This is a genomic window from Streptomyces inusitatus (assembly GCF_014651115.1).
GTDB classification, from domain to species: Bacteria; Actinomycetota; Actinomycetes; order Streptomycetales; family Streptomycetaceae; genus Streptomyces; species Streptomyces amakusaensis.
Genome location: NZ_BMWG01000001.1, coordinates 414,813 through 441,696, shown reverse-complemented (window position 1 = coordinate 441,696; position 26,884 = coordinate 414,813). Strand labels below are relative to the sequence as shown.

General features: G+C 71.7%; 23 protein-coding genes. 9 read left to right on the top strand and 14 right to left on the bottom strand.

Features of this window, described 5'->3' with window-relative positions; translation table 11 throughout:
• Positions 1–12: 12 nt before the first annotated feature.
• The 6 genes from IE247_RS01960 to IE247_RS01940 all read right to left on the bottom strand — a co-directional run bounded on the left by IE247_RS01960 (position 13) and on the right by IE247_RS01940 (position 4,448).
• Positions 13–834 carry a class I SAM-dependent methyltransferase gene (locus tag IE247_RS01960; protein WP_229868477.1) on the bottom strand — a complete coding sequence of 274 codons (822 nt, stop codon included), beginning with the start codon at positions 832–834 and terminating at the stop codon, positions 13–15.
• Positions 827–1,981 carry a YcaO-like family protein gene (locus tag IE247_RS01955; RefSeq protein ID WP_190121053.1) on the bottom strand — a complete coding sequence of 385 codons (1,155 nt, stop codon included), beginning with the start codon at positions 1,979–1,981 and terminating at the stop codon, positions 827–829. The genes IE247_RS01960 and IE247_RS01955 overlap by 8 nt, the downstream gene beginning before the upstream one ends.
• Positions 1,978–3,153, bottom strand: coding sequence for a TfuA domain-containing protein (locus tag IE247_RS01950; RefSeq protein ID WP_190121052.1), 1,176 nt, complete (start codon positions 3,151–3,153; stop codon positions 1,978–1,980). The genes IE247_RS01955 and IE247_RS01950 overlap by 4 nt, the downstream gene beginning before the upstream one ends.
• Before the next feature lie 73 nt (positions 3,154–3,226).
• Complete coding sequence (locus tag IE247_RS34710; RefSeq protein WP_268247165.1) at positions 3,227–3,355, bottom strand: hypothetical protein; 129 nt, start codon at positions 3,353–3,355, stop codon at positions 3,227–3,229.
• 169 nt (positions 3,356–3,524) lie between these two features.
• The gene (locus IE247_RS01945; protein WP_190121051.1) at positions 3,525–3,686 is read right to left on the bottom strand and encodes a hypothetical protein; all 162 of its coding nucleotides are present in this window, start codon (positions 3,684–3,686) and stop codon (positions 3,525–3,527) included.
• Positions 3,687–3,980: 294 nt separating this feature from the next.
• Positions 3,981–4,448: an ATP-binding protein gene (locus IE247_RS01940; RefSeq protein ID WP_190121050.1), complete on the bottom strand. Its 468-nt coding sequence runs from the start codon at positions 4,446–4,448 to the stop codon at positions 3,981–3,983.
• Positions 4,449–4,659: 211 nt separating this feature from the next.
• Between IE247_RS01940 and IE247_RS01935 the strand changes: the two genes are divergently transcribed.
• Positions 4,660–5,850 carry a helix-turn-helix domain-containing protein gene (locus IE247_RS01935; protein ID WP_190121049.1) on the top strand — a complete coding sequence of 397 codons (1,191 nt, stop codon included), beginning with the start codon at positions 4,660–4,662 and terminating at the stop codon, positions 5,848–5,850.
• A 183-nt stretch (positions 5,851–6,033) separates the two neighbouring features.
• On the opposite strand, the gene IE247_RS01930 is transcribed toward IE247_RS01935, so the two are convergent.
• Complete coding sequence (locus tag IE247_RS01930; protein WP_229868473.1) at positions 6,034–6,549, bottom strand: hypothetical protein; 516 nt, start codon at positions 6,547–6,549, stop codon at positions 6,034–6,036.
• A 1-nt stretch (position 6,550) separates the two neighbouring features.
• Positions 6,551–7,069: a zinc metalloprotease gene (locus IE247_RS01925; protein ID WP_190121048.1), complete on the bottom strand. Its 519-nt coding sequence runs from the start codon at positions 7,067–7,069 to the stop codon at positions 6,551–6,553.
• A 228-nt stretch (positions 7,070–7,297) separates the two neighbouring features.
• Between IE247_RS01925 and tgmC the strand changes: the two genes are divergently transcribed.
• The 3 genes from tgmC (at position 7,298) to IE247_RS01910 (ending at position 10,216) form a co-directional block, all read left to right on the top strand.
• Complete coding sequence (gene tgmC / locus IE247_RS01920; RefSeq protein ID WP_190121047.1) at positions 7,298–8,491, top strand: ATP-grasp peptide maturase system methyltransferase; 1,194 nt, start codon at positions 7,298–7,300, stop codon at positions 8,489–8,491.
• A 299-nt stretch (positions 8,492–8,790) separates the two neighbouring features.
• Positions 8,791–9,564 carry an aminotransferase class IV family protein gene (locus tag IE247_RS01915; RefSeq protein WP_190121046.1) on the top strand — a complete coding sequence of 258 codons (774 nt, stop codon included), beginning with the start codon at positions 8,791–8,793 and terminating at the stop codon, positions 9,562–9,564.
• 31 nt (positions 9,565–9,595) lie between these two features.
• Positions 9,596–10,216 carry a TetR/AcrR family transcriptional regulator gene (locus IE247_RS01910; protein ID WP_229868470.1) on the top strand — a complete coding sequence of 207 codons (621 nt, stop codon included), beginning with the start codon at positions 9,596–9,598 and terminating at the stop codon, positions 10,214–10,216.
• Positions 10,217–10,301: 85 nt separating this feature from the next.
• Here the strand turns inward: IE247_RS01910 and IE247_RS01905 are convergent, their stop codons facing one another.
• A complete protein-coding gene (locus IE247_RS01905; RefSeq protein ID WP_190121044.1) occupies positions 10,302–11,987 on the bottom strand; it encodes an alpha/beta fold hydrolase in 1,686 nt (561 codons plus the stop codon).
• Between the two features lie 275 nt (positions 11,988–12,262).
• On the opposite strand from IE247_RS01905, the gene IE247_RS01900 reads away from it, so the two are divergent.
• Both IE247_RS01900 and IE247_RS01895 read left to right on the top strand, forming a co-directional pair.
• Positions 12,263–13,741, top strand: a complete 1,479-nt coding sequence (locus tag IE247_RS01900) for an MFS transporter (RefSeq protein ID WP_190121396.1) — start codon at positions 12,263–12,265, stop codon at positions 13,739–13,741.
• 373 nt (positions 13,742–14,114) lie between these two features.
• Complete coding sequence (locus IE247_RS01895) at positions 14,115–14,699, top strand: DinB family protein (RefSeq protein ID WP_190121043.1); 585 nt, start codon at positions 14,115–14,117, stop codon at positions 14,697–14,699.
• Between the two features lie 122 nt (positions 14,700–14,821).
• On the opposite strand, the gene IE247_RS01890 is transcribed toward IE247_RS01895, so the two are convergent.
• A complete protein-coding gene (locus IE247_RS01890; protein WP_190121042.1) occupies positions 14,822–15,442 on the bottom strand; it encodes a TetR/AcrR family transcriptional regulator in 621 nt (206 codons plus the stop codon).
• Between the two features lie 144 nt (positions 15,443–15,586).
• Between IE247_RS01890 and IE247_RS01885 the strand changes: the two genes are divergently transcribed.
• Positions 15,587–18,913: a cytochrome P450 gene (locus IE247_RS01885; RefSeq protein WP_190121041.1), complete on the top strand. Its 3,327-nt coding sequence runs from the start codon at positions 15,587–15,589 to the stop codon at positions 18,911–18,913.
• 918 nt (positions 18,914–19,831) lie between these two features.
• Here IE247_RS01885 and IE247_RS01880 read toward each other — a convergent pair.
• Positions 19,832–20,824, bottom strand: a complete 993-nt coding sequence (locus IE247_RS01880) for an ABC transporter substrate-binding protein (RefSeq protein WP_190121040.1) — start codon at positions 20,822–20,824, stop codon at positions 19,832–19,834.
• Between the two features lie 72 nt (positions 20,825–20,896).
• The gene (locus tag IE247_RS01875; RefSeq protein ID WP_190121039.1) at positions 20,897–21,526 is read right to left on the bottom strand and encodes an isochorismatase family protein; all 630 of its coding nucleotides are present in this window, start codon (positions 21,524–21,526) and stop codon (positions 20,897–20,899) included.
• Between the two features lie 184 nt (positions 21,527–21,710).
• Here IE247_RS01875 and IE247_RS01870 point away from each other — a divergent pair, with 184 nt between their 5' ends.
• The gene (locus IE247_RS01870) at positions 21,711–22,520 is read left to right on the top strand and encodes an ABC transporter ATP-binding protein (RefSeq protein WP_190121038.1); all 810 of its coding nucleotides are present in this window, start codon (positions 21,711–21,713) and stop codon (positions 22,518–22,520) included.
• Complete coding sequence (locus tag IE247_RS34705) at positions 22,517–25,000, top strand: FtsX-like permease family protein (RefSeq protein WP_190121037.1); 2,484 nt, start codon at positions 22,517–22,519, stop codon at positions 24,998–25,000. The genes IE247_RS01870 and IE247_RS34705 overlap by 4 nt, the downstream gene beginning before the upstream one ends.
• A gap of 12 nt (positions 25,001–25,012) precedes the next feature.
• Here the strand turns inward: IE247_RS34705 and IE247_RS01860 are convergent, their stop codons facing one another.
• Both IE247_RS01860 and IE247_RS01855 read right to left on the bottom strand, forming a co-directional pair.
• Positions 25,013–25,654: a LuxR C-terminal-related transcriptional regulator gene (locus tag IE247_RS01860; RefSeq protein ID WP_190121036.1), complete on the bottom strand. Its 642-nt coding sequence runs from the start codon at positions 25,652–25,654 to the stop codon at positions 25,013–25,015.
• The gene (locus tag IE247_RS01855; RefSeq protein ID WP_190121035.1) at positions 25,642–26,826 is read right to left on the bottom strand and encodes a sensor histidine kinase; all 1,185 of its coding nucleotides are present in this window, start codon (positions 26,824–26,826) and stop codon (positions 25,642–25,644) included. Before IE247_RS01855 ends, IE247_RS01860 begins: the two co-directional genes overlap by 13 nt.
• Between the last annotated feature and the right edge of the window lie 58 nt (positions 26,827–26,884).

The window sequence follows — 26,884 nt, the reverse complement described above, 5'->3', positions numbered from 1 at the left end:
CGGTAGCGTCCGTCACCGCGTAGCGTACGAGGCGTTGGCCGGACCCGGTGGCCGTCGAAGCGTGGCGCCGATGGCTCGGCGTTCGGCAAGTCGGGGGTAGGTCCGCCGGGCCTCCTCGATCATGCTGTCCGTTTGCGTTTCGCCGAGCTGATGCCGCAGTTCGTCTTCGTGTCGGAGCCAGAGCCGGTAGAGACGTTCCCACATGGCGGGCTCGTCCGGTCGTTCGTCCACCGCCTCCACCTTCAGACCGGCCCTCTCGGCTTGAGCCAGCCAGAAGGGCAGTCCGTCGCGGTCCCATTTGCCGCCGGCGGTGACGACGGCCCGGCCACCGGGCCGCAGCAGTCGCCGGATCTCGTTCAGGGCGGCCACCCGCCTGGGGGCTTTGAACAGGGCGTCGATGCAGATGATCCCATCAGCGTTCTCCTTCGGGAGGCGGGTGGACTCCATGCTGGCGTGCCGGAACTCCGCTCGGCCCCGGGGGACGAAGCAGGTGGTCCGTTCCTTGGCCAGGCCGAGGGCTTGCTGAGAGATGTCGATGCCGGTGAGGCGGGCGGCCAGGGCGCGGGCGAGCCAGAGGCCGACGCCGCCAGTGCCGCAGCCGAGGTCGATGAGGTGTTCGTCGGGGCGGAGCCGGAGGCGGCCGAGGAGGGTTCCGAGGAGGGGCCAGTCGCAGGAGCTGTACGGGGCCACCTCCTCGGGGTAGGCATCGCCCATGGCCTGTGCGTAGAGCCGGCTGACCAGCGGTGACGAGGCTCTGGCCCGGTGGAAGTCGTCGTACACGCGGGCGAGCTGCCACAGATGGTCCGTGTTCTCGTACTCAGAGGTGTCATCCACGGGGGTGCCCTCCGGGCCGGGGGATGGAACGGGTGGTCCGCATCGCCATGCCGGGGCTGATGATCTTCACCCCGGCGAAGGCCGGGCTCTCGTAGAGGGTGACGGCGACCGGCTCGTGCCCGGTGACGGCGGTGATCGACCGGGCGACCGCAACGGTCTCCGCGGCCAGGTCGTCGGCACTGGTGTCGTAGCGGCTGATCAGGGTGGCCCAGTCGCCGGTGTACGGCCCTGCGGGGGCGGGGCGCGGCGGGTCGGCCGTGAAGACGGCCTCGTGGGAGTCGAGGTCGTCCCGTGTCCCGGCGATGCAGGTCAGACGGGACTGCGCGGCCTCGGTGAGCGCCCGGGACAGGGCGATGTGCGGGTCCCGGTGGCAGCCGGATCCGCCGAAGAGGATCGGGTAGTCCTCCGACCAGATGTAGGCCGCGCACACGGGAAGACCGCACGGGCTGTCCACCAGGGCGATCTCCAGGAACATTCCGACGTTCAGGAAGCGGTTGATCAGGTCCCGGCAGTACCGGTCCTTCACGGTGGCCAGGTCGAGCAGGGCCCGGTTCGAGCCGCCGCGGGCGTCGTCGCGCTGGAGGGCGTCCCGCTCGACGACTTCGAACAGGCCGTGGAGAGCGGCCTCGTGGTACGAGTTTCCGGCGGCGAGGCCGTTGCTGGTGATGTCGAAGGGTTCCGGCTGTGAGTCAGCCCGGTCCCTGCGTCGGTGGACGAGGTCGGCCGGGACGAGCAAAGACCGGCCGCTGACCAGCCCGGTGCCAGCGGTCCAGTCGAGCGGAACATGCGCGAGTTCGGGGTGGTCGCGCTTCACCGGCAGGGCGCTCATCGGGTACGGGACGCCGAGGGCATGGTGGGTGCCGTGCTCGACGTACGTCGGCGGCTGCTCGATCAGCCACAGTTCCGCGCCTTCGAGCACGGCGGAGATCTTGGCCAGGGTGTCGTCGGCGCCCTTGCCCTGGGTGGTGACCAGGCTGTGGGACTGGGGGCGGATCGCCGTCCACACTGGAATCCTCAAATAGTCCAGGTCCGTCAGCCGGGCGACGCGGGTGATTCCCAGTGTCGGCAGCTCGGGCTCCAGCGCCTTCCAGGTCGTTTCCGGCGACCTGGTCCGCACGGTCCCGTCAAGGACGATCCGTTCGCTCATGACGCCTCCTGTTCATCGAGGAAGCCCAGGACGAACGGCTTGACCGCCTCGATGGCTCCCTGTTCGCCGTGGAAGCCCCGGGCCCACGCCTCCACGTCGAGATCGTCCGGGGAAAGGGCCCAGGCGGCAGCCAGGACCTGACGGGCAACGCTCTTCCTGATCGCTTCGGGGAAGAACCGTTCGGCGTGCGCTCGCTGCTCGTTGAGAGCGAGGTACTGGCGAATGGCGGCCCGGTCGGCCGGGGTCTCGTGGGCCAGCAGTCGACGCGCGGTGGCCTCATCAGTGAGGTCGACGGCAGGGCGGATGACCGCACTGGCCAGCGTGTACGGCAGTGTTCCTATCCCGACGGCGTTGAGGTGCCGCCACCACACGCCCTTGAACTCGGGGTCGAACACCTGCTGGTAGACGACCCGGTCCCGGATCGGCATCCTGACGCCATCCACCACGCTGGTGACAGAGGCGTTCGCCCACCGCCGGTAGTTGGGCGTCCGCCACACCAGCCCCTTTACCGGGGCGGAATGGACACCGTCCAGCAGCAAAGCCGCTTTCAGAGCCAGGAGCGCGTCTGTCCTCTTCAGATCACCGAAGTGAGGGTCTTCCTCCCGGCGGGCCCTGAGCCAGTCGGTGAACCGGTGGGCTCCGCTGACGCGGCCGACGAGTTCCACGGCTGTCATCGACCGGTGCGCGTAGTAGACGCTCCTGAGCTTCTCCAGCATCATCGCCGAGGTCGTGCTGTCGATCACCTCGGCCTCCACGGCGAGCTGTGCGCAGTGCCGCAGGTTGACCAGGGGCCAGGTGCAGGAGCGGTGGTCGCTGCCGGCGGACTGCGCGACGGCGACCTCGTCGTCTCCGTCGATCGCCCCTGCTGCGTAGGCCATGAACACCGATCCGACACCCACCATGCCGCAGGAGGCCAGCTCGGCGGCGCGCAGCGCGCCGATGCTGGACGCCCCGATGACGCGTACCCCGCGGGCCATCGCGGCGATGATCTCCTTGTGCCGGAGCGCCGGAGCGTGGTGGTAGGCACCGTCGATGATCACGGCGGTGTCCGTGTCCGCGATCCGCGTGCGGAAGAAGTCGCCGTGGCGGGCCGGTGGCCGGACGGCGACCCGGTGGTCATCGAGCACGGGGTCTTCCCGCGCGAGGGTGGGTCCGGTGAATACGTGGATCATCGACGGCTGTCCTTCAAGTCGGAGCACCGGGGGTGCCCCGCCCCGCGCGGGGCGGGGCACCCCCGGTGAACTGCTAGATCGTGAACGGGCCTTCCTCCTCGACGTCCTCGGAGCGCACGACCACGGACGGGTCGATCAGCTCCTCGGAGTCCGTGTTGACCGATCCCGCCTGAGCGGCGATCTGGGACTTCGACTGATCCATCTCTCCTCCTCTCCACGTGAAGAACCCGGTGGTGCCTGGTTCTCCCCGCCCCGACGGTCCTGGACGGGAGGCGGGGAATCTCGGGCTGCCGACGCGTGCCTCGGCGCATCCGGACCGCGGGTTTCCGACTGGCCGACGGTCGGCGCGACGACGGTCATGGCGCCCCGCGTCAGGGCCCAGTGGCGCGCGTCTCCTCCAGCCCGGCCGCCCTCAGGGTCACGTCCGGGCGGGTGTCCATCCGCCGCTTGCCGTCCGGGCTGGCGTAGGAGCGGTGGACCCGGTACGGCTCGTCCTTGATGTTCCCCCGGTACACGGAAGGCGGACCCACCACGGCCCGGAGAGGCGGGGTCCGCCCGCCGACGGCCGATCGGCGGTCTCGGGACCCTCGCCCCCTCGACACAGAGGCCGTAGATGTGTGGTGCCCAAGCAGGTGTGGGCCCCGGGCGGGACCAGCCAGTACAGCCAGGCACCGTCCGTCCAGACCGGGCCCGAGGAACGCTGGGGGTGCAGCTGTTCCAAGGGTTCCAGGGTGACGTACGCGGCCTCGCCGGCCGTCGTGACCACGACATCGCCGTCCAGCAGAGAGGCCGGCACCTATCGGTGCAGGCCTCTGCGCATAAGGCGGTCACGGCGCGTCCTCGGGTTTCTCCAGATCCAGTTCACACCGGACACCCCGACCTCCGGCCGTGAGTCGGACATCGGCCGCGACCGCCCGCACAAGGAACACGCCCCGGCCGCTCTCCGCCAGGTCGCCGGGCGGCGATTCGCCTTCGAGGGTGACCGGCCCGCTGCCGATGACCTCGATCACCAGCCGGCTTCCGACCTCGACCCGCACCACGACGTCCGGGCCTCGGCCGTGTGCCAGCGCGTTGGTGATCAGCTCGGTGACCACGAGTTCCGCCGCGTCGATCAGCTCCTCCAGGCCCCATTTCCGGAGCAATGCGCGCACGATCCGCCGTATCCGCCCCGGACTGCGCGCGTCGTCCGCGCTGAGCGGACGGCCAGGAAGTGCCGTACGCGAGTAAGAGCACTCGAACGCGCGCTCCAAAGCCGGGAGCTGAGACGGACAGGGCGAAACCGTGCTGAGCGGCATGAGGGTGCCTCCATCATGACCGGGAGGGGGGAACTCCGCTGAGGCTGTCGGCACAGTGCATGCCCCGCGTATCGGGCTCACCAGGTGCCGACAGTGTGTAATCAGATAACTACGCGGAAGTGGGGGTGGCTATCACGCGTGTTGCACAAAGGCTTTGCGCGGAGGGGGACTTGATAGCCGCATGCGAGCGTTGGTGCCCGACACTGGTGCCATGCACGCTGCCAACGCGAAGGGTGCCGTCGGCGACAATGTCGCCACGCTCCGTAAGACACTCGGGTGGACTCAGTCCAAGCTCGCCCATCGGGCGAGCGTGTCCCTGTCCCTTCTCTCAAAGATCGAGATCGGCGACCGCCCCTGCACACCGCCAACGGCCGCCTCGCTCGCCCACGCGATGGGCGTGCCCCTGTCCGTGCTGTACGGCACATCGCTCGTGAACACGGATACGGCCGAGCAGGTCGCCGAACTGCGCACGGCAATCCGCCGGTACGACCAACCGGAGGACATGCTGATCAGCGTCCCCCAGCTCGAACACGACATCAGAGAAGCGTGCGACCTCCGCGCGCATACGAAGTACCGGGCTCTGCTGGACAGGCTGCCGGACCTGATCAACCGCGTGACTGCGCACGCCCATCATGCCCAGGACCCAACAGCATGGATGCGGCTCATTGAGGTCTACGGCTGCGCCTACACCCTGGCCGGACGCCTCGGCCACGCGGACCTCGCCGAGCTGGTCGTCGCCCGTCAGGAATGGGCGGCGTCCCGGACCTGGTCACCCGTCGGAACCGCAGTCGCCGACTGGGGCAAAGCCGGTGCGTACCAATCCGCCGGTGACTACTCCGGAGGCATGACGGTCGTGGAGGAAGCGATCAGAAAAATGTCACGCGGCTCCCAGACCGACGACAGCCCCGCACCGCTCGTGGCCCTGGGAAGCCTCCATCTTCGCGGAGTGGTGATGGCCTCCCGTGCCAGAGACGCGCGAGCCACCGAGGACCACGCACGCCACGCCCAGCGCCTGGCCGAGCGCCTGGGGCGACAGGACACACTGGTCCACAACCTGACCTTCGGTCCGGCGAACACCACACTTCACGAGTTGGCCGCCTGGGTCGAGCTGGACAAGCCCCGCAAGGCGGCCAAAATGGCCACCGAAATCGGCGACGCGGAACTCCCAGGACTCACACCGACCCGCATCGGCCACTTCCACATCGACTCCGCGCGCGCCCACCTCGCGGCCGGCGACCGCGAAGCCTCGCTCAAGTCCCTGCAACGCGGCAGGGAAGTCGCCCCTGAACTGCTCCGTGTCCACCCGATGTCGCGGGAGACGATGCGGGTCCTTCTGTCCCTGCACTACCGGTCCAACCCGACACTCACATCCCTGGCCCGATGGGCCGGGATCGGCCGGTAGTGAAGACAGGCGGGCACCCTTGCATGCTGCCGTGTGCCGGGCCGCTCGGCCGCCCGACAGTACCCGTCAGGCAACGCCCCAAGAAGGCAGCTGGAGAAGAATCCTGAGCCCGACCGACACTTGGGCCGACGGTATTTCGAACGGGCCAGTCGAAGGTAAATGTCTCCGCCGACGCGGAACAAGTCAGGGGCGCGAGGAGGGCAGGTGGCTGCTCACCCATGTCCAGTGGTCGCCCACCGTGCTGTCGGCCGGTTCTCCGGCGGCTCGGTCCGGGGCAGGGGCGGCCAGATCTTCGGCGGACCGGGGTCGGGCTTCCGCGAGGACGGCGTGTCCGTCCCGGGCTTCCCGCCAAGGCACTGTTGCGAAGACGTAGGAGTGCTCGTCGTCCAGCGGCGGATCGTCCGCCGTCTGGGTAACGGTGACCACTCCGGTCAAACCGCCTTTGAAGACGCGGCCGACCTTCACCTCGTACAGCTGGGACGGGATTCCCGCGATCGTGCGCATGCCCAGTCGGCGCCGCACGGTACCGTGCCAGACATCGTCGGCGGCGGCAGCGACCTGATGGTCATCGTCCGGGTCGTGGAGTGTGACGGCGTCGAACGCCGCCGTGGGCTCGGTCAACCGGTCGTACACGGTCGTGGCCACCGTCCCCAGGACGACAACGGCGGCAGCCACGACCGCGACCAGACGAATCCTCATGTCAGCCCCACAGCGCCTGGTAGTCGCGACGGTCGCGGGCCGTCGGCCGGCCGTCTGCGGCACCGTCCCGCAGACGCGGTGCCATGAGCGTCGCTCCGCCCCGCCCCGGGTCCTTGTGGCAGAACCCCAAGGCGTGCCCGAGCTCGTGCGCGGCGATCTGTCGACGGTCCGCCTTGTTGCCGTGCGTCTTACCCCGGCCCACGTACGCACGATTCAGAGCAAGAGTGTCCGTACCCGGCAGGCCGATCCACGCGCCGCCCACGTTGCGCCACTCGCCGTCCGTGCGATCGACATCCGCCCACTCCAGATCAGCGACCCGGGAGGCGTCGTCCTCGGGGAACCGGATCTTCTCCAGGCCCCGGCCGCTCCACGCGGACATCGCGTGCCGCCGCGCGTCGTCATATACGGTCTCGTCCTCCCATGAGACTTCGCCGCCATCGACCGATGACCGCCCCCGCGAATCCCGATCCCCGCCGACGCAGGACGCCGGAGCCGCCGCCAGAGCGACAGCCTCGTTCATACCCAGCACGGTCACAGCCGCCGTGAGCAGCGCAGCCCACGGCACCCACCGTGCCTTTCCCCTCCCCGTGAATCCCACGGCCTGGCAACGAACAGACGCCCACAGGGACACGGCCGCACTCACCGCCCACGACGGAGGTCTGTCCTGAAGGCCGGTGGACAAGACGGCGGATGTCAGGGTTGCCGTTGTCACCGCGCTCGTCGACGTACTGGAGAAGGGACTCTCCGCATGACCGACCCCGACCCCGACGGGCTCGCGGCCCGGCTGCGCACACAACTGGCCGATGAGCTGGAGGACACCGGACGGCTGCGCTCGGCCGCCTGGCGGGCGGCCGTCACGACGGTCCCCCGGGAGGTCTTCGTCCCGGAGTTCTTCCGCCGCAGCGACGGTCCGCAGGGCACCATGTGGACTCCGGCGGCCCCCGGCACCGGGAGCGCCGACGTCTGGCTGGAGGAGGTGTACGCGGACGAAACCCTGGTCACCCAGCTCGACGGCCATGTGCACCCCAACGACGTCGACGGCCCGGTCGGCGGGGAGCCCACGTCCTCCTCCACTCTCCCCGGCCTCGTCGTACGAATGCTGGAGGACCTGGACCCGAAGGACGCTGCCCGCGTCCTGGAGATCGGCACCGGCACCGGCTACTCCACCGCGCTGATGTGTCACCGTCTCGGCAGCGACAACGTCACCTCGATCGAGTACGACCCGGCCGCCGCCGCCCGCGCCCGTACCGCGATCACTACGGCCGGGTACACGCCCCGGCTGATCCGGGGCGACGGCCTCCAAGGGGACCCCGAGGGTGCACCGTACGACCATCTGATCGCCACCTGCTCGGTGCGGACCATCCCGTCGGCCTGGCTGCGCCAGGTCAAACCGGGTGGCACGATCCTCACGACGGTGTCCGGCTGGCTCTACGGCTCCGGCCTCGTCCGCCTCACCGTCAAAGAGGACGGCACCGCCGAGGGCCGCTTCCTGCCCGGCACGGTGTCCTTCATGATCGCCCGTCCTCAGGCAGCGCCCGGTCTCGGCGACTTCTCCGGCCTGCTGCGGCAGCCGGCCGAGGAACGCTCCGCCCGCCACGGCCCGGAGGTCTTCCGGGACTGGATCCCGCTCTTCCTCGCCCAACTCGCCGCCCCCGGAGCCCAGGACCTCACCACCAGGGTCGCTGGGGGACCCAAGCTGGTTCATGCCATCGATGTCCGCGACGGCTCCTTCGCCACCCTGACCCCCGACGACAGCGGCGACGGATTCCTCGTCCGTCAGGGTGGCCCCGTCCGTCTCTGGGACAACATCGAGGCCGCTGTCGATGCGTGGCGAGCGGCCGGATCACCACCGCAGACCGCCTTCACCCTCACTGTCACCCCCAACGGACAGCGGGTTCAGCTCGACACTGAGGGTGGGCCGACCTGGGATCTGCCCACCTGACCGCCGGGACGGGTGTCCTCTCACCGGCGCGCGATCCCGGCGGGGTCGATTCCCATGGGGAAGGGGGCGTCGATCCGGGTGACGGTTCCGGGGAGCGCGATCGCTCTCTCGGTGCAGCGACTGTTGTCCAGCTCGCTGATGATTCAGTCGGGGAGGCGGGCCGAACTCCAGCCGCCAGTAGCGCGGAATCGCGGCGTCGGCGTCGATGCTGACGGCGTCTTCGGCGGTGACCCGAGACGACTGCCGATGTTTCCGTAACACCGGCCCCGGAGAGCCTGCCCGATGGCATCCTGAGCCGTATGGCAGAACTCAACGGCGCGCCGGTCGAGCCGGGGCGACTCCAGGCCCTGGCGCTGACGAACTACGGCCATTTCACGACGATGAGGGTTGATGACGGCCGGGTGCGCGGGCTGTCGCTGCATCTGGACCGACTGCGGCGTGACTGCCGGACTCTCTTCGGTGTCGAGCTGGATCTGCCGCGCGTTCGTGAGCTGGCGCGGCGGGCCGTGCCGGGGGCGGGTTCCGCCACGGTTCGGGTCACGGTTTTCGATCCCGGGCTGGATCTGGGGCGTCCGAGCGCGGCGGACGACCCTCAGGTGCTGGTGACCTCGCGGCCGGCGGGCGTGCTGCCGCTGCCGCCGTTGCGGGTGCGGTCGGCGGTGTATGTGCGGGATGTCCCGGGGGTGAAGAGTGTTGGTCTCTTCGGCGGGCTGTACCAGCGTCGCCAGGCTCAGCTGGGTGGATTCGACGACGCGCTCTTCGTCGACCGGGACCGGGTGGTGTCGGAGGGGGCGACGTGGAACGTCGGCTTCTTCGACGGGGAGCGGGTGATCTGGCCGGAGGGGGACTGTCTGCCCGGGGTGACGATGGAACTCCTCAGGGGGGTCCATGACCATGACACGAGGCCGGTCCGGCTCGGGGAGCTGTCGGCGATGCGGGCGGCCTTCGCGACCAATGCGGCGATCGGGGTCCGGGCGATCAGCGGTGTCGACGGGGTGGAGCTGCCCGGATCCCACGCGATCATCGACGCGCTGCGCAAGGAGTACACGGAGATCGAGGGCGACTCGCTGTAGCGGTTTCGCGCGGGCGGTTAGGGTCCATCGTGTGGACGAGCACGAGGCGAAGACGGCCCGCACCCGCACGGCGGCCGGTGTGACCAGGGAGGACGCCCCCGAGAGCAAGGGGGAGCGGACTCGGCGGCGGATTCTGGAGGCCGCCCGGAGGCAGTTCGCGCGGGTGGGGTTCGAGCGGGCCACGATCAGGGCCATCGCGGCGGAGGCGGAGGTCGACAAGGCGTCGGTCATCCAGTACTTCGGGACCAAGCAGGATCTGTTCCGCGAGGCGGTGCGGTGGGAGATCCCGATCGCCGAGCTGACGACGGACGACCCGGGCGAGTCGGTGGAGAACTATCTCCGCACGATGCTGAGCGGCTGGTCCAGGGACCCGGACAGCCCGATGACCGCGCTGGTACGGGCGAGCATGACCGGCGAGGAGGCCGCCGAGCTGCTGCGGAGGCGGATCACCGAGCAGGCGGTCGACCCGATCGCGGCGGCCATCGACGGGCCGGACGCCCGGCTCCGCTCGGCGCTGGTGGGCGCGATGATGATGGGGATCGCGACCCAGCGCCATCTGCTGAGGATGCCGGATCTCGCCGAAGCGGATCTGGAGGACATCCTGCGGCTCTCCGTACCGCTGCTGCGCTCCCTGATCGCCCCGGCGGAGTGAGCCGGACACTCTCCGGAAGCTGTCGAGAGGCCCGCGCGGACCGCCGTCCGCGCGGGCTTTCGCGTGCCGGTGCCGGTGCCGGGGATCAGTCCTGGGCGTCGAGCGGGATGTCGAGGTAGGACTCGGCGCCCTGCGGGGAGCTGATCTCGATGGCGGACGGTGTGGTGTTGGCGTCGGCGAAGAAATCGTCGTGGGTGTCGATGACCAGCTGGAGTTGGCGGCCGGCGGCCAGGACGTAGTGGGCGGGCTGGAGGGAGAAGGTCACGGTGGCCGCCTGGCCGGGCTGCTCTCCGGTGAGGGTGTAGGGGGCGTGGGTGATGATGGCGGCCTTGCCGGTGGCCGGGTCGCAGTCCAGCAGATAGGCCACGATCGTGGCGTCCTTCTCCTCCGGCTTCACGGTCACCCGCACCGCCGGTTCGCCCTGGACGCGCATGGCGCGCTCCAGCGGATCGGTGGTCCAGATCGCGGCGAGGCCGCGGTCGACCTCGGCGGTCTTGTAGACGTGGGGCAGGCCCATGCGCTCGGCCAGACCGGTCTGGACCAGCTTCGGGGCCACGACGACCTCGGTGCCCTGGCCGGTGGCCTTGACGGAGCGGGTCCAGTCCGCCTGCGGCTCGCTCCGGACCAGCCGCGCGTCGCGCTCTCCGGCGGCGGCGTCGGCGAGGTGGAAGCGCTCCTGGGGCAGGGTGTAGCTCTCCCAGTCGGGGTGGTGGAGGTCGGACAGCAGGTTGTGCATGTACTCCGAGCGGACGCCGAAGCGGGGCTCGCGCCCGTCGCCGGCGTGGCCGCCGAGGTGGTGGTCCAGCCAGCGGTAGGCCATCTCGGTCGGCTTGGAGAGGAGACCGGCCAGACCGGGAAGCTCGCCGTTGCCGTGGTCGCCGACCTGGACGAGCAGCGACTTGGGGCCCGTCAGGCCGGTGAACAGGTCGACGACGCCGGGCACCGAGAAGATCGTCTCGTGCCAGGCGGTGGTCAGCAGGATCGGCGTCCGGTTCTCGTTGTACGCGGCCAGCTGGTGCTTGGGCGACCGGGCCCGGGCGAACTCCCGTACCTCGTCGTCGACGGTGTTGGCGCGGATCTTCTGGATGATGCCCCGGAACTCCTCCGAGCACCGGTCCTCGCCGAACAGCTCCACGAGCGCCTCGAAGGCCTTCAGATGGCGGGTGCCGTTCTCGTACAGCGAGGTGAACAGGTCCCCCCACGCGCTGGTGCCGACCACGGCCTTGATCCGGCGGTCCCGCGCGGCCGCCAGCAGGCTCGTTCCGGCGCCGTAGGAAGAGCCGAAGAATCCGATCCGCTCCGAGTCGACGGCGTCGTGCTGGGACAGCCAGTTGATGACGGTGGTGGCGTCGGTGACGTCCAGCGGTCCGGCGACGTGGATCTCGCCCTTGGAGGCGGCCAGACCGCGCTGGCTGTAGGCGAGGACGGCGTAGCCGCCGAGGGTCAGGCGCGGGATCATGCCGAGGTAGGCCCGGTGGCCGATCCCGATCAGCGGCGCGGGCATGACGACCGTGGGGAGGCTCTGGCCGGGTGCGAGATCGCGCGGGACGCTCAGCGACGCGTCGAGCACGGTCCCGTCGTCCATGGCGATCGAGACCTCCGAGTACGTGGAGGTCTCCGCGTACGTCTCGTAGGTGTCGGCCAGCCCCCACTGGTCCAGGCGGCCGATCCGGCGCGGCGACGGATCCAGCAGCGCCTCGCGGATCGCTTCCAGCTGGGCGAGTGCGTCGGTGCTGAGTGTGAACGGGTTCCCCGGGGTGTCAACCGCCATGGTTGTGCCCGCCTTTCGTGGCAGAAGTGCTGATGAAGTGGTCGAAGAAATGATCTCCCCATCAAGATCATCTTGAGGAATCCCCGCACCCTGATCCACTCGAACGGGTGAACGATGTCGTTTAAACCTCCAGGTGGGAGCGAGCGCGGGCATCGCGCGCCCGCCCGCGTGACGCATTTCTCAACGCCCGGTGAGAAATAAAACTCAACACTTGTATATTTTTGTGGGTGGCCCGCGCCACCGCGCGGCCCGCACCGCACCGGGAGAACCCCCACATGTCCAGCCCCACCCCGCCGGGCCGCCACGCCGGCCTCGCCCTGCTCGTCATCGCGGCGGCGCAGCTGATGGTCGTCCTCGACGGCACCATCACCAACATCGCCCTCCCCAGCATCCAGTCCGACCTGGGCGTCTCCGCCTCCGGTCTGGCCTGGATCGTCAACTCCTACGCCCTCGCCTTCGGCGGTCTGCTGCTGCTCGGCGGCCGGGCCGGGGATCTCTTCGGCCGCCGCCGGATGTTCCGGGTCGGCATAGTCGTCTTCACCCTCGCCTCGCTGCTCGGCGGCCTGGCGAGCGGTGAGGAAGTACTGATCGCCTCCCGGGTCCTCCAGGGCGTCGGAGCCGCGATCGCCGCGCCCACCGCGCTCTCGCTGATCGCCACGAACTTCCCCGAGGGCGCGCCGCGCAACAAGGCGATGGGCGTGTACGCGGCCATGGCCGGTCTCGGCTCCACCGTCGGGCTGCTGCTCGGCGGGGTGCTGACCGACTACCTCGACTGGCGCTGGGTCTTCTTCGTCAACATCCCCATCGGAGTGGCGATCCTGGCGGGCACCCGTGTCCTCGCCGAGGCCGAGGCCGACCGGCGCTCCGGCCGGCTCGACGTCCCCGGCGCGATCACCGGCACCGGCGGACTGATCGCCCTCGTCTACGCGATCACCCGGGGCGGCGAGCACGGCTGGACCGACTCCCTCACCCTCGGCTCGCTCGCCGCCGCCGTCGTCCTGCTCGCGCTCTTCCTCGTCCTCCAGGCCAGGACCGCCAACCCGATGATGCCGCTGCGTCTGTTCCGGGACCGCAGCCGCTCGGGCGCGTACGCGACCATGCTGTTCATGGGGTCGGGAATGTTCGCGACCTTCTACTTCCTGACCCTCTACATGCAGCAGATCCTGGGCTACAGCCCGGTGCGCACGGGCTTCGCCTACCTCGCCTTCAGCATCGGCATGGCCCTCGCGGCCGCCGCCGGATCCAAGCTCGTCGCCCGCTTCTCACCGCGCCGTATCGCGGGCCCCGGGCTGCTGCTGGCCGCGCTGGGCATGCTCTGGTTCAGCACCCTGGACACGGGCTCGCCGTACGCGACCCAGCTCGCCCCCGCGATGTTCCTCACCGGCCTCGGCCTCGGCTCCGGCTTCGTCCCGATGACCCTGGCCGCCGTCAGCGGCGTACGCCCCCAGGACACCGGCATCGCCTCCGCCCTCCTGAACACCGCCCAGCAGGTCGGCGGCGCCCTCGGCCTCGCCGTCCTCACCACCGTCTCCGCCACCGCCGCCAACGACCGCCTCGGCGACGCCGCCGGCACCTTCTACCGCGCCGCCGCCGAGAGCGACCCCGCCCTCCTCGGCCAGGCCGCCGAAGCCCTCACCCACGGCTACACCACGGCCTTCACCGTCGCCGCCGCCCTCTTCGCCGCCGGCCTGATCGTCACCGTCACAGCGGTCCGCCCGCCGCGCCGCCCGGCGGTGCCCCAGCCCGTGAAGTGACCCGCCCGGCCACCCGGCCTCCCGGGTGAGTTCAGCCGTACCCGAGCCGCCCCAGGCGGCTGCGGAGCCGCTGCGCCGTCTCTCTCCCCTGCTCCTCAAGGTCGGCGAGGGAGACGGCGTACCGGTCACCCAGGGCCGCCCGCTGTGCTCCGCTTCGATCAGTGTGAGTCTTCCGAGCGCGCCTTGGCGGACCAGAGGGCCAGTCGGTCCGCCGTTCTCCCCCGGAACGCGCCGCAGCAGCTCCTTGCAGCAGGCCGGTGCGGTGACCATCGCTGACCACGGCCCGTCCTGTCACCGCGGACCGGGGACCGCGGACCGGGGACCGTGTACGGGATCTTGAGGCCATGAGCAGCCCGTGGCAGGCTCGTGCCGCATGATCGACGAGTTCGCGAAAGACAGCCTGCACAAGAGACTGCGGCGGGACCGTGAGGCGCTGCTCTGGAAGCTCGACGGTTTATCCGAATATGACGCGCGCCGGCCTCTGACGGTGACCGGGACCAACCTCCTTGGCCTGGTCAAACACGTGGCCACGGTCGAGGCCAGGTACTTCGGTGAGGTCTTCGACCGCCCTTCTCCGGAAGCTCTGTACCGGTGGCAGGACTCCGACGGCAGCGATCAATGGGTGGCCGGGGACGAGACGCGCGACCAGATCATCGGGTTCTACCGGCGCACGTGGGAACACTCGGACGCGACGATCAACGAGCTTGCCCTCGATGCCTCCGGCCATGTGCCCTGGTGGTCGGAGCCTTGTCCGAACACGAACCTGTTCGCCGTCATGGTCCATGTCCTCGGTGAGACCGTTCGGCATGCCGGGCACGCCGACATCCTGCGTGAGGGCGTCGACGGCCGGACCGGGGTGCGCGCCGAAAACGAGCAGCCGATCGACGAGGAAGCCCGTGCGGCCCACTTCGCGAAGATCGAGCAGGCCGCCAGGGCGGCCGCATCGACCAGGCCTTAGAAGGCTGCCCCGACCTGCTACCAGAAGCTCGCGAAACTGCCACGTGAGACACCCTCCAAGCAACTGCTGAACTCAATGAACCAACCCGCTCCGGCTGGGGCGGGTCGGTCCGGCCGCCGGGCCTACTCCGCGCCGGGGGAGTCCGCGTACGCCAGCCCCACCGCCGCCGTCACCAGCCGGTCCAGCGCGCGCCGGGTGCTCTCGTCGGGGAGGTCGCCGCCGGTGATGAGGAGGTGCATGCCGATGCCGTCGAGGCCGGAGAGGAAGAAGTCGGCGAGTTCGGCGGGGGGGAGGGAGAAGGGGCGGGCGGTGCGGCGTTCGGTCTCGGTGAGGACGGTGACGGCGAGGTCGGTGATGCCGGAGTGGTAGCGCTCGACGACTTCGCGGAGGTCGGGGCTGCGGAGGGAGAAGGTGATCAGTTCGAACCAGAGCAGATGGAGTTCGGGCCGCTCGGCGAGATCGGCCCAGAAGGCGTCGGCGGTGGCCCGGAGCGCCTCTTCCAGGCTGGTGGCGCGGGCCACGGACAGCTGGACGCCGGTGAGGAGTTCCTCGGTGAGGAATTCCAGTACGGCGCGGTAGAGGTCGGCCTTGGTGCCGAAGGTGTAGTGCACGGTCGCCTGGGCGACTCCGAGTTCGGCGGCGATCGCTCTGGTGGAGCCGGCCGTGACGCCTTCGCGGGCCATCAGCTCGATGGCGGCTGCGATGAGCTGGGGGCGGCGCTCGGCGGCGGTTACATGGGCCATATGGCCACTATAGCGACATAGTCAAGCGCCCCTGTCGATCGACATTGTCACCTGACAATGTCGCTTGTACAGTGAATCGGGAAGCGGGGCGCACGACGGCCTCGCCCCACCCGATGACCACCGGAGCACCGGAGGGCAGGATCAATGGACTCCACGACGACCATCCGCCGAGACGCGAGCCCGAGCACGAGCCCGCGTACGGGCCCGAGCAGCACAGGTCCGAACGGCACGGTTCCCGAGCGCACCCCGCTGCCCTTCTTCGGGCACGCGCTGAGCGTGCCGACCGACGCCTTCACCCAGTACGCGCTGCGTGAGGCGCGGGCGCTGGGCCCGATCTTCAATCTGCGGTTCTTCGGGGAGGACGCGCTGATGGTCTCGGGCGGTGATCTGGTCGCGGAGCTGTGCGACGAGAGCCGCTTCCGTAAATCGGCCGAGCCGCTGGCCACCGTCAGGGAGTTCGCGGGGGACGGGCTCTTCACCGCCTTCGGGGACGAGCCGAACTGGCGGAAGGCGCACAACATCCTGATGCCCGCGTTCTCCTTCAACGCGCTGCGGGCCTACCACCCGACGATGATGACGGTCGCGCGCCGGCTGCTCGCCAAGTGGGACGCACAGGCGGGGACCCCGGTGGAGGTCGCCGAGGACATGACGCGGCTCACGCTCGACACCATCGGGCTCTGCGGCTTCGGCCACGACTTCGGGAGCTTCGACCGGGGGGAGCAGCACCCCTTCATCGCCTCGATGGTCCGCGCGCTGGACCACGCACAGCGGAAGACCGGATTCATCCCCGGTCTGGACTTCCTCTACGCCAGGGCGGAGAGCCGTCAGCAGGCCAATATCCTCGCCATGAACCGGCTGGCCGACGACATCGTGCGCGCCCGCCGGGCGGCGGGCTCCGAGGCGGCGGGCGCCAAGGCTGCGGGCCCCGGGGCAGCCGACCCCGAGGGCGGCGACCTCCTCGATCTGATGCTGAACGCCGTGGACAAGGAGACCGGCGAGCCTCTCGACGACACCAACATCCGCTACCAGCTGCTCACTTTCCTGATAGCCGGACACGAGACCACCAGCGGCTCGCTCTCCTTCGCCCTCTACTACCTGCTCAAGAACCCCGCCGTGCTCGCCGAGGCCCGGGCCGAGACCGACGCGCTGTGGGGGGACGACCCGGATCCGGACCCCTCGTACGAGGATGTCGGGCGGCTCGCCCTGCTGCGGCGGGTGCTCAACGAGAGCATGCGGCTGTGGCCCACCGCGCCCGCCTTCGCCGTCGAGCCGCTGGAGGACACCGTCATCGGCGGCCGGCACCCGGTGCGCAAGGGCCAGGCGATCACCATCATCACGCCCGCGCTGCACCGCGATCCGGGCTGGGGCGACAACACCGAGCTGTTCGACCCCGACCGATTCACCCCCGAGAACATGGAGCGCCGCCCCGGCCATCTCTACAAGCCCTTCGGCAACGGAGAGCGCTCCTGCATAGGCCGCCAGTTCGCGCTGCACGAGGCGACGCTGCTGCTCGGGCTGATCGTGCACCGCTACCGGCTGCTCGACCACGAGGACTACCGGCTGCGGATCAAGGAGACCCTCACCCTCAAGCCGGACGGCTTCACGCTCACCCCGGTGCGCCGGACCGCCGACGAGCGCCGCCCGGCGGTGGCGGTGGCGGCGGCGATCGCCGGGAAAGCCGAGACGGAAGGCGTCGAGCCCCGGGCCGGGCTGCGCGCCCCCGGCACCACCCTCACCGTGCTGCACGGCTCCAACCTCGGCACCTCCCGGGGGCTCGCCGCCGAACTCGCCGCCCAGGGCGCCCGGTACGGCTTCACGACGTCCCTCGCCCCGCTGGACGAGGCGGTGGACGCGCTCGACCCGGAGCACCCCGTACTGATCGTGGCCTCCTCGTACAACGGGCGGCCCACCGACGACGCCGCCCGGTTCGTGGCGTGGCTGGAGGCGGGCGGGGCCCCGGCCGCGCTGCCGTACGCCGTGCTGGGCATCGGTGATCGCAACTGGTCGGCCACCTATCAGCGCGTTCCCACGCTCATCGACCGGGAGCTGGCCGCCGCCGGGGGTGTCGCGCTGGCCGAGCGGGCCGCCGTGGACGTCTCGATGGACGTGGGCGCGGAGGTCGAGCGGTGGAGCGCGGGCGTGTGGACCGCGCTCCTCGACCGGTACGGGGTGCCCGCCGACGCCGACGCCGACGACACCGCCGGGGAGACGGCCGCGGGCCCCCGCCACACGGTCATGGACGCCCCGGCCGATGAGAGCGCTCCCGGTCGCGACGGCGCGGCGGCGGACCATGAGGGTCTGCTGCCGCTCACGGTCGCCGAGACCGCCGAACTCGTGGACATGGAGAGCCCGCTGGGCCGCTCCAAGCGTTTTCTGCGGCTGCGGCTCCCCGAGGGGACGACCTATCGCAGCGCCGACCATCTGCTGATCCGGCCCGCCAACCCGGCGGCGCTGGTCGACCGGGTGATCGGCGCCCTGGCCCTGGCCCCCGACCGGGTCGTCGTCCTGGGCGCGACCGCGCCCGGCGCGGAACGGCTTCCGGTGGACCGGCCGATGACCGTGCGCACGCTTCTGACGCGCTTCACCGAGCTGGGCCGTCCCGCCACCGCCCGGCAGGCCGCCGCCCTCGCCGCGCACACCCCCTGCCCGCCGGAGCGTGTCGCCCTGGAGCGGCTGGCGGCGGAGCCAGACGGCGCGACCGTGCCCGAGCTGCTGGAGCGGTACGCCTCCTGCCGGCCGGGTCTCGCCGAACTGCTCGACGTACTGCCGCCGATGAGGCTCCGCCACTACTCCGTCTCCTCCTCGCCCGCGCTCGCCCCGGACACCGCCGATCTGATGGTCGCCGCGTCCCCGGTCCCGCACCGTGACGGCGAGGGCGTCTTCCTCGGCGCGGGCGCGGCGTATCTGGCGGGTCTGGAGCCGGGGGACACCGTCCACGGCCGGGTCTCCCCCTGCCGTGACGACTTCCGGCTCCCGGCCGACCCCGCCGTGCCGGTCCTGCTGATCTCGGCGGGCACGGGCCTCGCGCCCTTCCGCGCCGCAGTCGCCGACCGTGTCGCCGTCGCCAACCCCACGGCGGCTCCCGGGACCGCCGACCGGGACCGGGCCCCGCTGCTCTGCTACTTCGGCTGCGACCACCCCGAGGTCGACTACCTTCACCGCGCCGAGCTGGAGGAGGCCGCCGCGAGCGGGGCCGCCGCCCTGCGGCCCGTCTTCTCCAAGGCCCCGGAGAACGGTGCGCGATATGTGCAGGACCGCCTCCTCGCCGAGTCCGAGGAGGTCTGGTCCCTGCTCGCCGCCGGTGCGCACATCCGTGTCTGCGGCGACGGCCGCGCCATGGCCCCCGCGGTCCGCGACGCCTTCCGCGCGATCTGCGCCGCCCACACCGGCGCGTCGCCCGAGGAGGCTTCGGCGTGGCTCTCCGGCCTCATGGCCGAGGGCCGTTATGTGGAAGACGTCTGGGCGGGCTGATCCGTCCCTCATCACCCGCTGCCGATATGCCCGGCCCGGCTCCCGCACCAGCGGGACCGGGCCGGCTTCTTGCCGTTGTTTCACAAGGGTCCGCGTGCCCCCCGCACCGATCACGCGGTGTTACGCGACGGCCCGCCGGATCCGTCCGGAGCGGCCCCCGTGGCGGACGGAGAGCCTCCAACTCTCCTACCGGCCAAGGGAGTCGAAGTGCTGGTCCGGAGCCCCGCCGGACGCCGTCGATCACTGGAAAAACCGCGTTGCGGATGCCCGTACGGCCTGCCACGATCCTCGGTATGACAGATGGAGAGGCGGACCTCGCACCCGCCCGGTGACCCCGGTGACACGCTCGCCCGGGCCGTGTGAGAGACACCCGATACACCGTCGTACGCCCCTTCCCGGGCGTACCCCTCCCCCGTCCGGACATCTCGCTCCGACGGTGGCACCGCCCCGAATCCCGGACGGCGGAGAGAACGGACCAGTAGACCCAGTGGACTGAGCGGCGACCCGTGCGCCGCCGTGCTCGTCCGCCCTGCCCGACGGATCTCAGAACCTCACCCGACCGGTCGTCCGGCCGGGACTCGGGCATCCCGCGCTCGCGTGCCTCCTCGAAATAGCTTGATCGCGAACGCGGGGACAGAAAGAATCAAAGGCATAAATCCGGTGAAGGCAATGAAAGCGATGAATGGAGTAAGTGCTATGAAGGTGACCAAAATTATGTCCGTGGCCGTGCCCCTGCCGTGGAGCCGGTCCGACGACGACGAGAGTTGGGACCCCGGTTGGGTGCCGAGTACGACGGTGGCGACGTAAGAAGGGGCCGCCCGGTGTCCGGAAACGCCTGAGCGGGACCTCGGTTGGTCGCGAGGTCCCGCTCGGGATGGTGATACGCGGTGATGCGCGGTACTGGGGTGTGTCAGCGGGTCACTTGGTGAGCGCGTTCTGCATCTCGACGAGGATCTTGCCGGCGGCGGTGTAGCCGATGCCCTGGATCCACAGCTCGTCCTTGATCTGGAAGGCCCTGCCCTTCTTCACGGCGTCCATGTTCTTCCACAGCGGACCGCCCAGGACCTGGGTGGCCTTGGCCTTCTTCGGGTCGCCGATGGTCGAGTGGAAGATGACGTCGGTGTCGGCGAGGTCGATCTTCTCGGGGCTCACATTGAGCATGAAGCCGTCCTCGGCCTTGTCGGTGATGGCCGGGCGGCCCAGGCCGACATCGGAGAACAGGGTGCCGAGGTAGTTCTCCTTGCCGTAGATGCGGATGTCCGCACCCTCGACGAAGCGCACCAGGTTCACCTTGGTGGCGGCGGCCTTCTCCTTGCCGCCCAGCGCCTCGGTGACCGCGGCGGTCTGCTTCTTGTAGCCGTCGATCGCCTTCTGGGCCTCGTCCTTCTTGTTCAGCGCGTCCGCGTGAACAAGGAAGTTCTCCTTCCAGGGGAGCCCGGTGGACTCCGTCATCACCGTGGCGGCGATGGCCTTCAGCTGCTCGTACTTGTCGGCGTGGCGGACCTTGTTGGTGAGGATCAGGTCCGGCTTGAGCGCCGCGATGGTCTCCAGGTTGGGCTCGGGCATCTCGCCGACGATCTTCACGCCCTCCACCGTCCCGGCGGGCAGGTGCGCCGGGAAGCCGGAGGCGGTGTCGGTGCGGGTCGCGCCCACCGGCTTCACCCCGAGGGTGATCACGGAGTCCAACTCGGCGGTGTCGAGCACGACGACCCGCTTCGGCTCCGCGGGGACCTTGACGTCGCCCATGGCCGTCTTGACCACCCGGGTCTGCGCGCCCGCCTTCTCCCCGCCCTTGTCCTTGGCGTCCGAGCCGGCGTCCGAGCCGGAACCGCACGCGGTGAGCGTCAGCGCTCCCGCGAGAGCGGCGGCCAGAGCGAGGTTGCGGCGTCGCGAAGCGGTGCTGCTGTTCATGGACGTTCTGCTTTCGTACGAGGTCAGGCGGGTTCACGCGGGTTCACGCGAGGGAGACCGGTGCAGGTTTGGTTAGGCTTGGCTAAGTGTAGATGGACCGGCCTTGTCCCGACCCGTCCGTCCCCCAGGAGCGGCGAAGATCACGTCGGCGGAGTGCGCGGTGATGTCGGCCCGTTGACCCAGGGCCCAGGCGGCGGCCCGGGAGGCCGTGGCGGCCGGGACCGTGTCGCTGATGCCCGGGGCCGCCGGGATGTCCTGGGTCGCGTGGGCGTCGTACGGCAGGACGACCCCGTACCCCCGCTCCAGCGCCGTCCGCGCCGTCGCCTGCACGCAGATGTCCGACATCACCCCGCAGACGGCGAGCGCCCGGACCCCCGAGCCGGTCAACAGGGCGCCCAGCGGCGTCCCGTCGAAGGCGTCGGCCCGCCGCTTGCGGACCACGGACTCCAAGGGGCCGTCCACGACCGGGTGGTGCAGCTCCCAGCCGGGTGTGTGCGGCTCGTCGCCCGCGCCGGGCGCGCCGTCGTTCTGTACGTGGATCACGAGCGCTCCGCTCCGCCGGGCCCGCCCGATCAGCTCCGCCGTCCGCTCCAGGAGCACGGCCGCGCCCGGGACGGCCCCGGGACCGGCGACGGAGGCCTTCTGGATGTCCACCACGAGCAGGGCTTCCGGCAGGAACGCTTCTCTGTCGACTCTCTCCATGGCCGCCATCCTGATCGCCCGCGCCGCCCGCCTCCACCGGGTTTCCCCGGGCCGGGAGAGCCGCGGTGGTGGAGCCCGCTACACCGCCGGGACGGTAGCGCGCTGTCTGTGGCCCGGAACCGGAACTTCCTAGCGTGGGGGGCGAGCGGCCGACGCCGCGGGCCACCGAGGGGGAGCGAGCGGGATGTTCAGGTTGAAGCGGCGCGACAGAGCGACACAGGGACCTGCTGCCGGGTCCGTCCCGGCGTTCCCCGCGCTGACCCTCGACGGCGTGCGCCGGGTGTACGGCAGGGGCCAGGCCGCGCGCACCGCGCTCGACGGGGTGAGCCTCACCGTGCCGCGCGGACGCTTCCTCGCGGTGATGGGGCGCTCCGGATCGGGCAAGTCGACGCTGCTGAAGTGCGCCGCCGGGCTCGACCGGCCCACCGCCGGGACCGTGCGGATCGGGGGCACCGCGCTCGCGGGGCTCGGAGAGCGGGAGCTGACCCGGCTGCGCCGCGACCGGATCGGCTTCGTCTTCCAGTCGCTCAACCTGGTGCCCTCGCTGACCGTACGGGAGAACGCCGCCCTGCCGCTGCTGCTGGCAGGCGTCCCCGAGGACGGCCGGGCCGACGCGGCCCTCGCGGCCGTCGGGATGGCCGACCGGGCCGACGACAGCCCCGCCGAACTCTCCGGCGGACAGCGCCAGCGGGTCGCGGTGGCCCGCGCCCTCATCACCCGCCCCGACGTCGTCTTCGCCGACGAGCCGACCGCCGCGCTCGACCCGGAGACCGCCGAGACGGTCCTCGCGCTGCTGCGCCGCGCCGCCGACGACTCCGGGCGCGCGGTGGTGCTGGTCACCCACGACCCGGCGGCGGCCGCATGGGCCGACGAGGTCCTCTTCCTGGACCGGGGCGGGGTCGCGGGCGTGCTCGCCCGCCCGGACGCCGAGCTGATCCGGCGGACGCTGCGCGTCCTCGGCACCGCCGACACCCCCACGGCGGTGGCCCGGTGAACGCCGTGAAACTGCTGGCCCGCCGGGGGCTGCGCGCCCACCGAGCGGCCTGGGCCGCCGTCTTCGCCGCCGTGCTCCTCGCCTCGGCGCTGCTCGGCGCGAGCGCCCTCACCATCGGCTCCGCCGCCCTCGGCCACGGCCGGGCGGACCGCTACGCCGCCGCCGACCTGGTCGTCGCCGGCGACCAGACCACCCGCCACAGCGCCAAGCCCTGGGGCGGCGAGCGCCAGCACACCAGCGCCGCCCTCACCGAACGCGTCCGCCTCCCGGAGCACACGGTGGGAGTGGTCCACGAGGTCGACGGCGTACGGGCCGCGATCGCCGACCGCCTCTTCCCGCTGACACTGGAGACCGGACCCGGCCCCGGACGCGCGCGCACCGCCGAGGGCCGCCCCTGGGCGGCGGCGAGCCTCGCCCCGTACGCGCTCCGCGAGGGCAGGCCGCCCCGGCACGCGGCGGAGACCGTCGCCGGAGCCGGACTCGGCGTACGCACGGGCGAGCGGATCGTCGTACGCGCGGCGGGACACGCGCGTACGCACCAGGTCGTCGGCGTCGCCGACGGACCCGCCGCGCTCTACTTCACCCCCGCCCGCGCCCGGCTGCTCGCCGGGAACCCCACGACCGTGGACGCGGTCGGCGTACTCGCCGAACCCGGCGTACCCGTCGAAGAGTTGCACGCGCGGATACGCGGCGCACTGGACCGCGCGGAGACCCGGGACACGGCGGCGGGCAAGAAACCCCGCCTCCTCACCGGGGACGGCAGGGGCGCGCCCGAGCACCTGGACGCGGCCCCCGCCCGGGACGGGCTGATCGCGATGGTCGCCGCCGTCAGCGGCACCGTCCTGCTCGTCGTCGTGCTGGTGCTCGGCTCCCTGGTCGCGCAGGCGCTGCGCCAGCGCTCCGCCGAACTGGCCCTGCTCCGCTCGGTCGGCGCGGGCGCCGCCCAGATCCGGGCCGCCGTCGGCCGCGAGGTGGGCGCGGTCGCCACCGCCGCCGCGCTCGTCGGCGCCCTGGCCGCGATCCCCGCGCACCTCGCGCTCCAGGAGTGGCTGCGCGGCCGGGGCGTGCTCCCCGCCGGACTCGAACTCCCCACCCCCTGGTGGCTCTGCCCCGCCGTGCTGCTCACCGCCGGACTCACCGTCGGCGCGGCCCGGCTCGCCGTCCTCTTCGCCCGCCCCGGCGCACCCTCCCGGGACAAGCCCCCGGGCGACGCCCGGCGGATCACCGGCCTGGTGCTGCTCATCGCCGGGGTGAGCACCTCGGTCACCGCGACACTCCAGAGCGGGGGCACGGCGGCCGCGCTGGTGAGCACGGCGGTGGTGACGATGGTCGCGGGCTGCGCCGTGCTCGGACCGTGGATCGCGCGCGGCGCGCTGCGGCTCCTCGGCGCTCCGCTGCGCCGCCTCGGCGGCCCGGCCGGAAAGCTCGCCGCCGCCGCGTGCACCGCCGAAGCGGCCCGGCTCGGCGCGGCGATCACCCCGCTGGTGCTGATGGCCGCGTTCGCCTCGGTGCAGCTCTCGGCGGGCGCGACGATGCAGCGCGCGGGCGACCTGGAGGCGGAGCGGGCGCTGCGCGCGCAGTACGCGGTGACCGGCGCGGACGCCGCGCGGCTGCGGGCGCTCCCGGGCGTGGCCACGGCGACCGAGGTGCTGCGGAGCACGGTCGTGCTCGCCGGTACGGAGGCGGGCAGCCCCCGGCTGGAGCGGCTGCCGGTGCTCGGCGTCACCCCCGCCGGGCTGAGCCGCACCCTGGACCCGGGGTGGACCGCCGGTGACCCGGCCGGGCTGGGCCGCGCGGGCACGGTCGCCGTCGGCGAGCGCCGGGCGAAGTCGCTGGAGGTACGCCCCGGTTCGCAGGTCACGGTACGGATGGGGGACGGGGCGGAGCGCCGGCTGACGGTCGCGGCGGTCTACCGCGACTCGCTGGGCCTGGGCGACTTCCTGTTCTCCGCCGCCGAGCTGTCCCGGCACCTGTCCTCGCCCCTCCCGGCCCGGGTGCTGATCGCGCCCGCTCCCGGCGCGGACCCGGCGGCACTGCGGGCGGCCGTCGGCGAGATCCCCGGGGCCCGTCTGGACACCGCTCCCGCGCCCGAGCGGCCGGTCTCGGAGGAGCAGCGGGCGGGTGCGGCCCTCTCGCTCGCGGCGGTCGCGTCGATCGGCGCGCTGACCGCCGTCGCCGTACTGACCACCCTGGCGCTGATCACCACGGGCCGCCGCCCCGAACTGGCCCTGCTGCGCCGGGTGGGCGCGGGCCGCGCCCAGCTGCGCCGGATGCTCAGGGCGGAGGCCGTCGTCGTGATCGTCACCGGTCTGGCGGTGGGCGCGGCGGTGGCCGCCGTGCCGCTGCTCGCCTTCGCCGCCACGGCGGCGGGGACCCTGCCGCATCTCCCGGCGGCCCACGCGGGCGCGATCGCGCTGGCGACGGTGGCGGTGGCGTACGCCGGATCCCTGGCCCCGGCCCGCCGCGCCCTCAAACGCTGACCCTGGTGATCCTCAGGCGTTGAGGTACGCCAGGACCGCGAGGACCCGGCGGTGGCCGCTGTCGCTCGGCGGGAGGCCGAGCTTCGCGAAGACATTGCCGATGTGCTTGTGCACGGACCGTTCGGTGATCACCAGCGAGGTGGCGATGGTCGCGTTGTCGAGCCCCTGCGCCATCAGCTCCAGCACCTCCCGCTCGCGCGGTGTCAGCGCGTCCAGCGGATCGTCGCGGCGGCGGGCCATCAGCTCGGTGACGACCTCCGGGTCGAGCGCGGTGCCCCCGGCGGCCACCCGCTCCAGCGCGTCGAGGAACTCGTCGACCCGGCCGATGCGGTCCTTCAGCAGATAGCCGACCCCGCGCGCGCCGCCCGCCAGCAGCTCGGCGGCGTACGTCTCCTCCACGTACTGCGAGAGCACCAGCACCGGCAGCTCCGGCAGCTCCTTGCGCGCCTCCAGCGCGGCGCGCAGACCCTCGTCCCGGAAGCCGGGAGGCATCCGGACGTCGAGTATCGCGATGTCGGGGCGGTGCTCCAGGAGGAGGGGCAGCACCTCGGGGCCGGTGGCGGCGACCCCCGCCACCTCGTGGCCCGCCGAGGTCATCAGCAGGATCAGCCCCTCCCGCAACAGGGCGTTGTCCTCGGCCATCACCACGCGCACGGCAGCTCCACTTCGATCACGGTCGGGCCCCCGGAGGGGCTGGTCACTTGCACTGTTCCGTCGAGCGCGGCCACCCGGCGGCGCATCCCGAGCATCCCGGACCCGCCGCCGGCCGAGCCGGTTTTCGCACCCGCGCCGCTCTCCGTAGCGCCGCCCCGGCCCTCGTCCCGTACGGAGATCCACAGCCGCCCAGGACCCCGGCGCAGCCGCACCTCGGCCCGGTCGGAGCCGCTGTGCTTGGCCGCGTTGGTCAGGGTCTCGGCGACGACGAAGTACGCGGCGGCCTCCACGGCGGCGGGTGCGCGCGGCCCGTCCTCGGCCCCGCCGGTGTCGACGGTGACATCGAGCCCGCTGCCGGCCGCGAGCGCCCGCACCGCGCCCGCGAGACCCCGGTCGGTGAGGATCGGCGGATGGATCCCCCGCACCACGTGACGGAGTTCGGTGAGCGCCGACTCGGCCTGGTCCTGGGCCTGCTCCAGCAGCCGCAGCGCGGTCGTCGGATCCTTGTCGTACGCCCGTCTGGCCAGCCCGAGCCGCATCGAGAGCGCCACCAGATGCGCCTGCGCCCCGTCGTGGAGATCCCGCTCTATCCGGCGCAGCTCGGCCCCCTGCGCGGCGACCGCGTCGGCGCGGGTCACGGTGAGCTGCTCGATCCGCTCCGCCAGCCGGGCCCTGGGCGAGGGCAGCAGCAGGGTGCGCGAGAGGCGCGCCTGGAGGTCGGCGAGCCGGGTGATCAGCGGCAGCGCGACGGGCTCGCGGCCCGCCATCCCGTACCAGAATCCGTCGACGAGCAGCGCGGGCGCCCACAGGATCATCGCCGCGTAGAGCAGCACCATCCCGTAGAGGAGCTGCGCCGCGCCCCAGATCAGATCACGGTGGGTGCCGGGGTCGCCCACCGCCGCGCGGACCCGCTCGGTGAGCGTCCCGGTCAGCGGTTCGTACGCCTCGGGCACCGGCTCGCCCGTCCACGCGGCGGTACGGCGGCGCTCCAGGCCCGCCAGTCTCCGCAGGGTGAGGACGGCCTCGGGGAGCACGCCCGCGCCGATGACGGTGGCGGTCAGCACGGCGGTGAAGAGGACGACCCCGACCATCAGATGGCAGAGCAGACTCACCCCGGCCCCCGTCAGCAGGTGGAGCGATGCCTTCCACGCCTGGCGGACCGTCTTACGCACATCGGTCATATTAGGTGACCGACGGGTTTCTTCCTGGTGGAGCGGACTACACCTCGAA